This window comes from Pseudomonas sp. GT1P32, from assembly GCF_054897805.1.
Genome location: NZ_CM142704.1, coordinates 4,887,633 through 4,900,933 on the forward strand (window position 1 = coordinate 4,887,633; position 13,301 = coordinate 4,900,933).

At 59.7% G+C, this 13,301-nt stretch carries 10 protein-coding genes; 1 reads left to right on the forward strand and 9 read right to left on the reverse strand.

Annotation, left to right across the window (positions count from 1 at the left end; all coding sequences use genetic code 11):
• Nucleotides 1-70: 70 nt before the first annotated feature.
• The 9 genes from mdtD to betI form a co-directional block, all read right to left on the reverse strand.
• Nucleotides 71-1,498, reverse strand: coding sequence for a multidrug transporter subunit MdtD (gene mdtD, locus ACYZUC_RS22390; protein ID WP_461990447.1), 1,428 nt, complete (start codon nt 1,496-1,498; stop codon nt 71-73).
• Nucleotides 1,499-1,657: 159 nt separating this feature from the next.
• Nucleotides 1,658-2,995 (reverse strand): TldD/PmbA family protein, encoded by a 1,338-nt coding sequence (locus ACYZUC_RS22395; protein WP_461990449.1) that lies wholly within the window; start codon nt 2,993-2,995, stop codon nt 1,658-1,660.
• Nucleotides 2,995-4,437, reverse strand: a complete 1,443-nt coding sequence (locus ACYZUC_RS22400) for a TldD/PmbA family protein (protein WP_461990450.1) — start codon at nt 4,435-4,437, stop codon at nt 2,995-2,997. Before ACYZUC_RS22400 ends, ACYZUC_RS22395 begins: the two co-directional genes overlap by 1 nt.
• Nucleotides 4,438-4,652: 215 nt before the next feature.
• The gene (locus tag ACYZUC_RS22405; protein ID WP_461990451.1) at nt 4,653-5,003 is read right to left on the reverse strand and encodes an AzlD domain-containing protein; all 351 of its coding nucleotides are present in this window, start codon (nt 5,001-5,003) and stop codon (nt 4,653-4,655) included.
• Nucleotides 5,000-5,722, reverse strand: a complete 723-nt coding sequence (locus ACYZUC_RS22410) for an AzlC family ABC transporter permease (RefSeq protein ID WP_461990453.1) — start codon at nt 5,720-5,722, stop codon at nt 5,000-5,002. The genes ACYZUC_RS22405 and ACYZUC_RS22410 overlap by 4 nt, the downstream gene beginning before the upstream one ends.
• Entirely contained in the window at nt 5,722-6,723 is a 1,002-nt protein-coding gene (locus ACYZUC_RS22415; RefSeq protein WP_461990455.1) for a hypothetical protein, read from the reverse strand. Before ACYZUC_RS22415 ends, ACYZUC_RS22410 begins: the two co-directional genes overlap by 1 nt.
• 181 nt (nt 6,724-6,904) lie before the next feature.
• Nucleotides 6,905-8,608 carry a choline dehydrogenase gene (gene betA / locus ACYZUC_RS22420; protein ID WP_461990457.1) on the reverse strand — a complete coding sequence of 568 codons (1,704 nt, stop codon included), beginning with the start codon at nt 8,606-8,608 and terminating at the stop codon, nt 6,905-6,907.
• 182 nt (nt 8,609-8,790) lie between these two features.
• A complete protein-coding gene (gene betB, locus ACYZUC_RS22425) occupies nt 8,791-10,263 on the reverse strand; it encodes a betaine-aldehyde dehydrogenase (protein ID WP_008033273.1) in 1,473 nt (490 codons plus the stop codon).
• Nucleotides 10,264-10,370: 107 nt separating this feature from the next.
• Nucleotides 10,371-10,964, reverse strand: a complete 594-nt coding sequence (gene betI, locus ACYZUC_RS22430) for a transcriptional regulator BetI (RefSeq protein ID WP_461990459.1) — start codon at nt 10,962-10,964, stop codon at nt 10,371-10,373.
• 379 nt (nt 10,965-11,343) lie between these two features.
• Between betI and ACYZUC_RS22435 the strand changes: the two genes are divergently transcribed.
• Nucleotides 11,344-13,293 (forward strand): BCCT family transporter, encoded by a 1,950-nt coding sequence (locus ACYZUC_RS22435; RefSeq protein ID WP_461996746.1) that lies wholly within the window; start codon nt 11,344-11,346, stop codon nt 13,291-13,293.
• Nucleotides 13,294-13,301 lie beyond the last annotated feature (8 nt).

Genomic DNA, 13,301 nt, shown 5'->3' on the forward strand with positions numbered 1-13,301 from the left:
CGATGGTGGTCACGGGACTGGCCTGCAAAACAAAATGTCGCGCAGTGTACCAGTCCCATGGCCATTGGCCCTAAGGTTCGATGTGTTCTTCCGGACGCTTGACGCGCCGTCCGTCTTCCTTTGAGAGCTGGGAAAAGATCGTTGCAGCCAGCATCGCCATGATTCCAACGGTCACAAACGTGAGTTGGAACGCGCCCAGCACCGTGTCCACGCCGTCGTTTCCGATCTCTGCCGTGAACCCGCCAAGCAGCGCACCGGCACACGCAACGCCCAGGCTCAGGGACAATTGCGCGACCACCGACAGCAGGCTGTTGCCGCTGCTGGCGCTGGCGTCGTCGAGGTCGATCAGGGTCACGGTGTTCATCGCGGTGAACTGTAACGAGTTGATCGCGCCGAGAATCGCCAGCATGCCCAGCAGCAGCCAGTACGGCGTCTGCTCGCTGACCAGGCCCATGCTTGCCAGCATCAGCCCCAGCGCTAGGGTGTTGCCGGTCAGCACGATGCGATAGCCCAGGCGCTCGATCAGCGGCCGGGCCACCGACTTGGCGACCATCGCCGCCGCTGCCAGCGGCAACATGCTCATCCCCGCCTGCGACGGCGAGTAGCCCAGCGCCACTTGCAGCAGCAATGGCACGAGGAAGGGCAGTGCGCCGCTGCCCAGACGGGCGAACAGGTTGCCGAGGATGCCGACGGCGAACGTGCGGGTCTTGAACAGCGACGGTGCGAACAGCGGATTGTCGATGTGCCCGGCCCGCAACCAGTACGCCGCCAGGCACGCCATGCCACCGAACAGCAGCAACATCACGCGTAGGTGCGGCAGGTGCAGTTCGCCGAGGCCCTCCATGGCGATGGTGATCAGCACCATCGCTGCGCCAAACAGCAAAAAGCCGAGGCTGTCGAACCGCGTGCGTTCAGTACCGCGCAGGTCGGGGATGAATTTCCACACCGCGTAGCAACCGACGGCGCCGACCGGCAGGTTGATCAGGAAGATCCAGTGCCACGTCAGGTATTCCACCATCCAGCCGCCCATGGTCGGGCCGATCAACGGGCCGAGCAGGCCGGGAATGGTGATGAAACCCATGATCCGCACCAGTTCCGAGCGCGGGTAGGCCCGCAGCACCACCAGTCGCCCGACCGGCAGCATCAGCGCACCGCCCAGGCCCTGAATCACCCGGGCGCCGATCAGCATGCTCAGGCTGCTCGACAAGGCGCAGAGCAACGAGCCGAAGCTGAACAGCAGGATCGCGCCGAAGAAGATTTTCTTGGTGCCGAAGCGGTCGGCAATCCAGCCCGAGGCGGGGATCAGCAACGCGACGGTGAGCATGTAGGCGATGATCACCCCTTGCATGCGCAAAGGGTCTTCAGCCAGATCGCGGGCCATGGCCGGCAGGGCGGTGTTGAGGATGGTCCCGTCGAGGGACTGCATGAAGAAGGCAATGGCGACGACCCACGGCAACCAGCGGGCGGTGACAGCGTCGAGAGGCGGGCGGTTGGGCATGGGACCTCTTGGTAAAGGAATATCAGCGTTTCACCGACCCTGTAGGAGCCGGCTTGCCGGCGATGAGGCCGGCAAATTCAACATCAATGGCGCCTGACAGGCCGCCATCGCTGGCAAGCCAGCTCCTACAGGTTTTGCGTCGTTACGGGTTTTGCGGGGTTACAGGGTTAGCGTCAGGCGGCTGATCAGCGCGCCCGGCAACAACGCCGATGCCGTGGCCCGCTGGCTGTAAGTGCTCGCCGACAGCAACAACTCGCGCTCTTCGGTCAACGCTTCCAGCTGCGAACCCAGCAAACTGTAGGCACTGTCATCAAAACGCATGGTGCTGACCGGTGCCTGTATTTCGCCATTCTCGACCCAGAACGTCGCAAACCGCGTCATGCCGGTCATGCGTGCCATCGGTTGGTCCGAGTAATTCAGGTACCAGAGGTTGCTGATGTACAAGCCCGTGCCCAGTTGCTTGAGGATCTCGGCATCGGCAAGCGCGCCTGGCGCCATGTTCAGCGCGGTCGGCGATTCACCGCCGCTGGCGCCGTTGGCTGTCAGGCCGTATTCGGCGGCGCTGCGTGAGCCGACCAATTGCGCGCCGGCCTTGCCGTCGACGATCAGCTTCAGGTCACTGCGTGGATAGCCTTCGCCAGAAAATGCCGGGCTCAACGAACCGCTGACTTGCTCGTCAAGGGACACCAGCGAACTGAACGAATGGTCACCCGCGTAGAGTTTCTGCAACGGACTGCTCTTGCTGGCAATCGACTGCGCCGAAAAGCCACCCCAGGACAACATGCCCATGATTTCTTCCAGCGCGGCCGGTGCCAGGTAAGCGCGATACTGACCCGGTGCCAACGTACGCAATGGTCGACCGAGAAACTCAAGCTGCTCACGCGCCTGCTGGAAGCGCCGGGCAAACCCTTCGCTGTTCCAGTCATGCCCGGCGTAGCTGGCTTTCACCGCCTGGCCGTTTGCATGAAACAGGCTGAAGTCGAAGTTGAAGCTGTTGGCCTGATGCCAGCCGAACGCGCCTGAAGAACTGGCGAAGCCGCGACTGATCGGGCCGGCGGCGTAGAAACCCACCAGATCCAGCCCTTCGGCGGCCCGGGTGATTTCGGCGACCACCTGCTCGGTGTCCGGCAGCGGATGCTCCTGCACATTCTTGCTTTGCCAGCCGGTGTAGTTGAGCAGCAAGTACGGATCCTGCGGCAGCAGCGGCAGGGTGTCGCGCAACTGTTGCAGGCCTTCGGCCAGACGCTGGGAGTCAACGTGAGCATCGCCCGACAGCGTGATGTCGAGGTCAGCGTGGCGACCGTCGTTGATCAGTTTGAGACCGACGCTCGCCTGTTGCACCTGACCGGCCTGCCGCACCTTGGCATGATTGAAACGCACGAAGGCCGACGACTCGGCGGCGTAGCTGAGGGTGAATTGCTCCGGTTCGCGAATCGCCTCGCGCAACCCGCTGACCAAGGCCTTGAACGAATCAGCCTGACTTTTTGAAGTGCTCATCAGGCGTCTCCCCCGAATACATCCACGTTGCTGAACACGCAGGCCGGTGATGCATGGCCGACACGGATCACCTGATTCGGTTCGCCCTTGCCGCAGTTCGGCGTGCCCAGAACCTTGAAGGTGCTGGCGTCGCCGACGGCGCTGAGGTTTTTCCAGAACTGCGCGGAAATCGCCCGGTAATTCGGGTTTTTCACCACGCCTTTGAGTTCGCCGTTTTCGATCAACTGGCCCCATTCGCAGCCAAACTGAAACTTGTTACGCGCATCGTCGATGGACCAGGAACGGTTGGTGCTCATCAAAATACCGTGCTCGATGTTGCCGATCAGTTGTTCCAGCGGCTGATCGCCGGGCTCGATATTGAGGTTGGCCATGCGGTCGATCGGTGGGCGATTCCAGCCGCAGGCGCGGCTGTTGGCAACGCCGTCCATGCCTGCGCGGAACTGCGAAAGTGCACCGCCCAATGGACGCAGGAGCAAGCCCTGCTTGATCAGGAATTGCTTGCTCGCGGCAGTGCCGTCGTCGTCATGACCGTAGCTGGCGAGCTGCTCGGGAATGTCCGGGTCGAAGGTGACGTTCAGCAGTTTCGAACCGTACTGCAAATGGCCGAAGTCTTCGGCCTTGACGAAACTGGTGCCGGCGTAATTGCGCTCGTCACCGAGGATGCGATCGAGTTCCAGCGGGTGACCGATGGATTCGTGGATCTGCAGCATCATCTGATCAGGCATCAGCAGCAGGTCGCGCGGGCCTTGTGGCGTGTTTGGCGCGAGCAGCAATTGCAACGCTTGATCGGCAACTGTTGGACCGGCGCCGATCAGGCCGCAACGGCTGATGACATCAGCGCTGCCCTGCTGGCCGAAGTTCTCGCGGCCGAGGCTGCGGGTCTGGCTGTCGTTGCCGTCGTAGGCCGTGACATCGAGGCCCGGATAGACGAAACGCTGGGCCTGGCGCAGTTCGGCGCCGGCGCTGTTGAGGTAGATCTGTTCGACATGAGTGATGCCGATGCTGACCTGCCAGTTCACCAGTCGCTCGTCCTTGGGCACTGCCGCGGATTCGGCGCCGAGCAGTTGGTAGCAATCGCTCAGGGACGGGAAGGGCTGGTCGAGGTTCGGCGAAAAATAGTCGGCGCGGTCGCTGGAAACGGCTTGCTCGCGCAGGTCGAGCAGCGCGTGAGGCTTGAGCAGGCGAGCTTGTTGCTCGGCTCGGTCCAGCGCCGATTGCAGGCCTTGCGGCGACAGGTCGTTGGTCGCGGCGTAGGCTTCAACGCCGTTGACACGAACGGTCAGCATCGCGCCTTCGTCACGGCTCAGGCTCGGAGGTTCGGCAACGTTCTTGCGCACCGACAGGTACTGGCCGGACTCGCGCACGTATCGCAGAGAAAAGAATTCAGCGCCCGTGCGCAAGGCAGCAAAGCGCTGCTTGAGCTGGGGGTGGAAATCGAACATTCGGGAACCTCCTTGGTCTGGAGTGGCGATGTAGCGGTGTTGCGAAGGGGGGGTGAAACGTTTGCGTGGCGCTAGATTAGGCCTGCGTGGGGGTAGGATCAAGCGCAGAGCTGCGCAGGAAATATTTAATCAGCGTGAAGGCCGAGGCTCGCGGGCAGACCCTGTCGTGATCTGCTCGCGATGGCATTGGTTGCGGTGATGAGAGGGGGCGGGGCTTATTGCCCGCCATAGAGATAGACGACCGCCGTCAGATAAATCATCAGGCTGGCCAAGAAAGCGGGAAGTATTTTTCTGGTTTTGGCGACCACAATGAAGGTCCCCAGCAGCAGGATCAGCTTCAGTGCATCCAGGCTTTCAAACTGTTGTATCAGGCTCGGCGCATCCTGTTTGTTGAACGCCGTGTCATAAATGATTACCCCCAGCATGGCTTGTGCGCTGTAGTTGATAAACCGATAGAACGAACCGTGTGTGCGTGTCAGCGCCGTAGTGTTTTTAAAGGCAAAGGGCAGGGCGCGAAACGCCAGTGCGCTGACGGCGGCAAAGCCGATCAAAAACCAAAGTGTCATTGGGTGCGCGCTCCTTGTTCGGTCCAGGCGTTTTCAATCAACACGGTCACGCCACCGATCAAAAATGGTGTGATGAGCAAGTTGTAATCCTTGAAGAACAACACCAGCACTGGCGCGCCGATGAAGCCCAGCCAGTAGCTGGACACTTCGGCGTAATGCGGCCAGTGTTTGCCGGCCAGTGCGGTGAACTGAAGCGGCAAGAGCATCATCATCACGGCCGTGGTCACCGGCGACGCCAACCCGGCACCGGCGATGAAGCCGATGCAGGTACACACAATCGACACGGCAAATATCGGCAAGCCCACGCCGAGCATGTAAGTGAAGGGGTGAGTGGTTCGTTGTTTGAAGCGGGTCATGCAGGCCGTGAATATCGACGGCGTTATCAGGATCAGCGAGGGCAGTATGTTGCTTGTTGAAACGTGCTTCAGGTACGGCGCCAGCGCGGCCGAGAGCAATAAAAATCGCACGTTGAGCGCCAGAATGACCGGAATCAACAGCCAGCCATCGTTGTAGTTTTGCAGAAGCAAAAACTGTAGCGGCGTAGAAAATATCAACAAGGTTGTTGCCAGGGTCTGCCCCAGGGTTAATGACTGTGCGGCGCCTACCATCCCGATCGACAAATACAGAAACAGGAAGGCGACACCGAAGCTGATCGCATCCCGTGCGCCTTCCTGGAAGACCTTGGCTGACGAATGACAGGGCTGTTCTCCTCCAACCATCAGCGAGTTTCCCGCGGACAGTCGGATGCATTCAGCGCGTAATACTGTTTCCTGGGGCCTTTGCTGCGAAACAGCAGGCGAGGTGTGGTGGCCAGTGTTGACGTGGCGGTCTGGGTGCGCACGGCATCTTCACTCATGTTCAGCATGGGGCGCGCGTGCAGGATCTTATGGTTGGCCACGATCAGGAAGGTTCCGGTCTCGGCTGTCGAGACACCGTGCCTGGCGGTGGGCAACTGGGCTCTGATCTTGTCGAGGACATGTTGGCCACCGTTGACCGCTCGCATGCGCTCACCGTTGTGCGGGTCGATCCGGAAGTCCAGAGAAAACCGGTAGCCGTAGTGGTCGTCGTATTCGACGACATTGCGAATTCGCTCTTTCGAACCCTTGACGTTTTTGCCGGAAATAAACCTGGCTTGCATGCCAAGCAGTATTTCAATGTCTTCGTTTTCAAGGTCGCGGAGCAAATCTGCGGGGAAGTAATAAGCCGTCGGTGTATGAGTAGTGTCTCGACAAACTGTTAATGCCAGGAAGTCTACGCTGAGGTTTTCATACAAGTCGTCGGAATGCGGTGTGATATCTCCATAGCCATTTCCCCATTCGCGATATTTTTCCGCCGCCGGTTTCAGATATAAGGCTTTGTGTTCTTCATAGTCATATTTGATGTCAACCAGATGGAACAAATCGGAGAGCGCTTCATGTACCGTCAGGGCCAGCCTGGGTGAATCGAGGTGGAAGATGTTCTTGATGCACACGGCGGCAACGCCTTCATGTGCCTGCCCTAATTTATCGAAATAGTAGGCATCTTCAGGGCGAAGGTAAGTTGCAAAGATATTGATCAGCTGGATTTTAAGCTCATGAATACTCTGGTCATGATTTTTCATCCACCATGCTTCGATCATGCCGCTGAGGTAATTGAAGTTCAGAGTGATTGTTGTTTCTTTTGCTATTGCTTGCCGAAATAAGCTGGCTGATACAGTTGGGTTTGCATAGTGGGTGTTCATTATCATCCTTGATAATCAGGTTTTTGTTTGGCGCTGATCTTAATGCAACTATTAAGTTTGAAGTGCTCTATAAGTGTTGCGGGTTTTGTTGCCGGCTGGATAGGGTGAGTGGCTTATTCAAGGCAATAAAAAACCGCCAGCCTCCGAAGAGGTGGCGGTTTTCGGTTTTGCAGAGCGGCTATCAGCGTGCTGTCGCGCTCACATCACGCAGCGGCTTGCCTTTCACCGGTGCATCACCGGCCACGAAGTAGCTGGCAGTGCTGCGCGGCAATGGCTTGCGACCACGGATCTTGTCGGCGATTTTCTCGGCGATCATGATCGTCGGCGCGTTCAGGTTGCCGGTGGTGATGATCGGCATGATCGAGGCATCGACCACACGCAGACCTTGCATGCCGTGCACACGGCCTTCGCCATCGACCACAGCCATCTCGTCGGTGCCCATCTTGCACGAGCAGGACGGGTGGAACGCGGTTTCGGCGTGTTCGCGGATGAACTTGTCGAGCTGCTCATCGGTTTGCACTTCAATGCCCGGGCTGATTTCGCGGCCACGGAAAGCGTCCAGTGCAGGCTGTTGCATGATTTCACGGGTCAGGCGGATGCCGTCACGGAATTCCTGCCAGTCCTGCTCGGTGGCCATGTAGTTGAACAGGATGCTCGGGTACTCGCGCGGATCCTTGGACTTGGCCTGGATGCGACCACGGCTCGGCGAACGCATGGAACCCATATGCGCCTGGAAGCCGTGCTCTTTCACACCGTTGCTGCCGTTGTAGTTAATCGCGACCGGCAGGAAGTGGTACTGGATGTTCGGCCATTCGAATTCCGGACGGGTGCGGATAAAACCGCCGGCTTCGAACTGGTTGCTGGCGCCGATGCCGGTGCCGTTGAACAGCCACTCGGCACCGATGGCCGGTTGGTTGTGCAAGAGCAGCGACGGGTACAGCGAAACTGGCTGGGTGCAGGCGTATTGCAGGTACAGCTCGAGGTGATCCTGCAGGTTTTCGCCGACGCCTGGCAGGTCGTGGACCACCGGGATGTCGAGCTTGTTCAGCAGTTCGGCCGGGCCGACGCCGGAGCGTTGCAGAATCTGCGGCGAAGCGATGGCGCCGGAGCACAGCAGCACTTCTTTGCGGGCGCGGACTTCAACGCGCTCTTCAGCGGCGCCGATCAGGTAACGCACGCCGACGGCACGCTTGCCTTCGAACAGGATCTTGTCGGTCAGGGCGTGAGTGACGATGGTCAGGGTCGAACGCTTTTTAGCAGTGTCCAGGTAGCCGCGAGCGGTGCTGGAGCGACGGCCTTTAGGCGTCACGGTGCGGTCCATCGGGCCGAAGCCTTCTTGCTGGTAACCGTTCAGGTCTTCGGTGCGCGGGTAACCGGCTTGCACGCCGGCTTCAACCATGGCGTGGAACAGCGGGTTGTTGCCGGCTTTCGGCGTGGTCACGCTGACCGGACCTTCGCCACCGTGGTAGTCGTTCGGGCCGATGTCGCGGGTTTCGGCCTTGCGGAAGTACGGCAGGCAGTTCAGGTAGTCCCAGTCTTCCAGACCTGGCAGTTTGGCCCAGCCGTCGTAGTCCATCGCGTTGCCGCGGATGTAGCACATGCCGTTGATCAGCGAAGAACCGCCCAGGCCCTTGCCGCGACCGCATTCCATCCGGCGACCGTCCATGTGTGGCTCTGGATCGGTTTCGTACGCCCAGTTGTAGCGACGACCTTGCAGCGGGAACGCCAAAGCCGCTGGCATTTGCGTGCGGAAATCCATGCGGTAATCCGGGCCGCCCGCTTCGAGCAGCAGGACGGTGACGCCTTCGTCTTCAGTCAGACGGGTCGCCAGGGTGTTACCGGCCGAGCCGGCACCGATGATGATGTAATCGAATTCTTGGGACATTGAATGCACCCTCTTTGAAAGTGGTCAGGTCAGGCCTGGGCGAGTGCTGCGCACTCGATTCGCGGGCAAGCCTCGCTCCTACAGGTTTTGCGTCGAGCGCAAAATCTGCGGCAAACCTCGATCCTGTAGGAGCGAGGCTTGCCCGCGAAGGCATCTTCGCGGGCAACACATGACTCGGGGGCTTAGAACACCGAGGCGTAATCGCCCAGCTCAACCTGTACCGATTTGATGCGCGTGAAGTTGTTCAGCGAGCTGATGCCGTTTTCACGACCCACACCGGATTGCTTGTAGCCGCCGACCGGCATCTTCGCGTCGGACTCGCCCCAGGCGTTGATCCAGCAGATACCGGCTTCCAGTTGATGAATCACGCGGTGAGCGCGGTTCAGGTCCTTGGTGACGACGCCCGCGGCCAGGCCGAAGTCGGTGTCGTTGGCACGACGGATCACTTCTTCTTCGGTTTCGTAGGTCAGGATCGCCATCACCGGGCCGAAGATTTCTTCGCGAACGATGGTCATCTCATCGGTGCAATCGGTGAACACGGTCGGTGCGACGAACGCGCCTTTGGCGAATTCGCCGTCGGTCAGACGGCCGCCGCCGCACAGCACGCGAGCGCCTTCTTCTTTGCCTTTGGCGATGTAGCCCAGCACGCTTTCCATGTGGGCGAAGCTGACCAGCGGGCCGAAGTTGGTGTTTTCGTCTTCCGGATTGCCGACGCGGATGCGTGCAACGCGCTCAGCGATCTTGGCTTCGAAAGCGGCTTTCAGGTGGCTCGGTACGAACACGCGAGTGCCGTTGGTGCAGACCTGGCCGGAGCTGTAGAAGTTGGCCATCATCGCGGTGTCGGCGGCGCGATCGAGGTCGGCGTCGTCGAAAATGATCAGCGGGGATTTGCCGCCCAGTTCCATGGTCACGTCTTTCAACGACGAAGCGGAAGCGCTGGCCATGACTTTCTTGCCGGTGTCGGTGCCGCCGGTGAAGGAGATTTTTTCGATGCGCGGGTGCTCGGTCAACCAGGTGCCGACTTCACGGCCGCTGCCGGTCAATACGTTGAACACGCCGGCTGGCAAGCCTGCCTCGGTGTAGATCTCGGCCAGTTTCAGCGTGGTCAGGGAAGTGACTTCGCTTGGCTTGAAGATCATCGCGTTACCAGCCGCCAGGGCAGGAGCGGATTTCCACAGGGCGATCTGGATCGGGTAGTTCCACGCGCCGATACCGGCCACGACGCCCAGCGGCTCGCGACGGGTGTAAACGAACGAAGTGGTGCGCAGCGGGATCTGTTCGCCTTCGATGGCGGGTACCAGGCCTGCGTAGTATTCCAGTACGTCAGCGCCGGTAACGATGTCGACATACTTGGTTTCGGAGAACGACTTGCCGGTGTCCAGGGTTTCCAGGGCGGCCAGTTCATCGTTGCGCTCGCGCAGGATGTCAACGGCGCGACGCAGGATGCGCGAACGCTCCATGGCAGTCATTGCAGCCCAGATTTTCTGGCCCTTTTCGGCGCTGACTACAGCGCGCTCAACGTCTTCCTTGGTCGCACGCTGTACTTTTGCGAGGACTTCACCGTTAGCCGGGTTGATGGCTTCGAAAGTGGCGTCGCTGCTGGCGTCGGAGTAACCGCCATCGATGTAGAGTTTTTGCAGTTCGAAACGGGCCATAGTGTCCTCGCAAGTGCATAAGTGGTTGGCGTTGACCACTGGGCGTGCCGTGTAGCGCTGGCACGCTGGTCAGTGGCGGTTCAGGGGTTGAGCGTTTTATGTGTGCTCTAACTCACCTGCTTGGCCAGTTGGAAATCCATGTATTCGTAAGCGATCCGGTGCGCCTGTTCCGTGTCGAAAGCATCTCCCGACAGCGCGCCGCGCAACCACAAACCGTCAATCAACGCTGCCAGGCCCCGGGCTGCACTGCGCGCGTCATCGAGCGGCAATACGCGGCGGAACTGGCAGCACAGGTTGGAATACAGACGGTGATCGTTGATCCGCTGCAACCTGTGCAAAGACGGGTGGTGCATGCTGGTGGCCCAGAAGGCCAGCCAGGTTTTCATTGCCGGGCCATTGACCTGGCTGGCGTCGAAGTTGCCTTCGATGATCACCTGCAGATGCGCCCGCGGGCTGTCATCTGTCAGCGCCTGACGGCGCGCGGTGACGTTCTCGCTGAGGACACTCATCAGGTACTGCGCCGTGGCAGCGATCAGGCCGTTCTTGTCCTGAAAATAGTGACTGATGATGCCGTTCGAGACACCGGCCAAACGGGCGATCAGCGCAATGCTGGCGTCCCCCATTCCGACCTGATCGACGGCCAGCAAGGTGGCTTCGATCAATTGCTGGCGGCGGATGGGTTGCATACCGACCTTGGGCATCTTGCACATCTCCTTAGGCCTTCCGGCAGACGCAAAACGTCTATCGGATTGAGGGCCAGTCTATTTTGTTTTGATTGAACGTTCAATCAACAAAGAATAAGATCTGCGACAAATCGTCGCTGCTTACAGGTTTTTCCTACGTGTAAATGGCGATAAACCGACGTCCAAAACGGCTCGAAACCCCTGCGCACTGGTGCTTATGGGTTTCGGGCTTTTTTCGGGTTGTCTTTATATCACCCGCCGGTCGGCTGCCAACTAACCGATTGGTCGGGTAATGCGCTGCCTTGTGTTCTTCTCTCGCACTGCCTGGAGCATCTGTGCCATGAGTTCTGCCTCTCTAATAAAGACCCCGCCCGAGAAGGTGACGGTCAACGGTTGGGTGTTCTACACCTCTACCGCGCTGATTCTGCTGTTGACCGCCATTCTGATCATCGCCCCGCAAGAGGCTGGCAGATTGCTCGGTATCGCCCAGGCCTGGCTGTCCCGCAGCTTTGGCTGGTATTACATGGTGGTGATTGCCGCTTACCTGGTATTCGTGGTCGGCCTGGCGTTTTCGTCCTACGGCAAGCTCAAACTGGGCAGCAAGGATGACACCCCGGACTTCAGCTACGGCGCCTGGGCGGGGATGCTGTTCTCCTCGGGTATCGGCATCTCGCTGTTGTACTTCGGTGCGTCCGAGCCGCTGGATCACTACTTCAACCCGCCGGAAGGCGTGTCGGCCAGCAACATGGCCGCACGTCAGGCGGTGCAACTGACCTTCCTGCACTGGGGCCTGCATGGCTGGGCGATTTACGCATTGGTCGGTCTGGCCGTGGCGTACTTTGCCTACCGTCATAACCAGCCGCTGGCGTTGCGTTCGGCGCTGTATCCGCTGGTCGGTGAGCGTTGGGTCAAAGGCGCGGCCGGTCACGCGGTGGACGGCTTCGGCATGTTCGTGACCCTTTTGGGTCTGGTGACGAACCTGGGGATTGGTTCGCTGCAAGTGTCGTCGGGCCTTGAAAACCTGTTCGGCATGGAACACAGCAACACCAACCTGCTGATCGTGATCATCGTGATGAGCACCGTGGCGACCATCGCCGCCGTGTCCGGCGTGGAAAACGGCATCCGTCGTCTGTCCAACCTCAACATCGTGCTGTTCAGCGGTTTGCTGATTTTCGTGCTGCTGTTCGGCCCGACCTTGCACCTGCTTAACGGTTTCGTGCAGAACGTCGGTGACTACCTGAACGGCGTGGTGCTGAAGACCTTCGACCTCTATGTGTACGAAGGCGACAGTGAGAAGTCCGACCGCTGGTTGGGCCTGTGGACCCTGTTCTACTGGGCCTGGTGGATTTCCTGGGCACCATTCGTGGGCATGTTCATCGCGCGTATTTCCCGTGGTCGTACCGTGCGTGAACTGGTGGCTGGTGTGCTGCTGATTCCGTTGGGTTTCACCCTGGCGTGGTTGTCGATCTTCGGTAACTCGGCCCTGGACCTGGTGATGAACCACGGGGCGGTGGAGCTCGGGAAGACGGCGCTGGAACAGCCGTCCATGGCGATCTACCAGTTGCTTGAGCATTACCCGGCGTCGAAAGTGGTAATCGGCGTGTCGATTTTCGTCGGTTTCGTGCTGTTCCTGACCCCGGCGGATTCCGGCGCGGTGATGATGGCCAACCTTTCGTGCAAGGGCGGCAACGTCGACGAAGATGCGCCGCACTGGCTGCGAATCTTCTGGTCCGTCGTGATCACCCTGGTGACCATCGGCCTGCTGTTCGCCGGTAACTTCGAAGCCATGCAAACCATGGTGGTGCTGGCCGGTCTGCCGTTCTCGGTGGTGCTGGTGTTCTTCATGTTCGGCTTGCACAAGGCCATGCGCCAGGACGTGCAGATCGAACAGGAGCAAGCGGAGTTGGCGGCGCGCGGTCGTCGTGGTTTCAGCGAGCGTCTGACTCAGTTGGACCTGCAGCCGAACCAGTCGATCGTTCAGCGTTTCATGGACAAGCAAGTCAGCCCGGCGCTGGAAGATGCCGCGGTGCAATTGCGTACCCAGGGTCTGGACGTGCAAACGTTGCTGGGCAAGTCCAAGCGTTGCATGGGCGTGCGCATCGAGATGGAAGAGGGCAACCCTTTTGTCTACGAAGTGAGCCTGGACGGCTATCTGGCGGCGGCGAGCGACACGGTGTCGGCTGAAAGTGCCGATGAACCTCGCGCCCGTTACTACCGCGCCGAGGTGTACCTGCACAATGGCAGCCAGGACTATGACCTGATGGGCTTCACTCAGGATCAGATCACTCGTGACGTGCTCGATCAGTTTGAAAGCCATCGGCAGCTCCTTGGCCGGGTTTATAGCTAATACGTTGT

Bases quoted from the DNA above. Each gene is read 5' to 3' on its own strand.
- betB (WP_008033273.1), bottom strand. From the start codon at position 10,263: ATGGCCCGTTTCGAACTGCAAAAACTCTACATCGATGGCGGTTACTCC.
- betA (WP_461990457.1), bottom strand. From the start codon at position 8,608: ATGTCCCAAGAATTCGATTACATCATCATCGGTGCCGGCTCGGCCGGT.
- ACYZUC_RS22405 (WP_461990451.1), bottom strand. From the start codon at position 5,003: ATGACACTTTGGTTTTTGATCGGCTTTGCCGCCGTCAGCGCACTGGCG.
- ACYZUC_RS22410 (WP_461990453.1), bottom strand. From the start codon at position 5,722: ATGGTTGGAGGAGAACAGCCCTGTCATTCGTCAGCCAAGGTCTTCCAG.
- ACYZUC_RS22395 (WP_461990449.1), bottom strand. From the start codon at position 2,995: ATGAGCACTTCAAAAAGTCAGGCTGATTCGTTCAAGGCCTTGGTCAGC.
- betI (WP_461990459.1), bottom strand. From the start codon at position 10,964: ATGCCCAAGGTCGGTATGCAACCCATCCGCCGCCAGCAATTGATCGAA.
- ACYZUC_RS22415 (WP_461990455.1), bottom strand. From the start codon at position 6,723: ATGAACACCCACTATGCAAACCCAACTGTATCAGCCAGCTTATTTCGG.
- ACYZUC_RS22400 (WP_461990450.1), bottom strand. From the start codon at position 4,437: ATGTTCGATTTCCACCCCCAGCTCAAGCAGCGCTTTGCTGCCTTGCGC.
- mdtD (WP_461990447.1), bottom strand. From the start codon at position 1,498: ATGCCCAACCGCCCGCCTCTCGACGCTGTCACCGCCCGCTGGTTGCCG.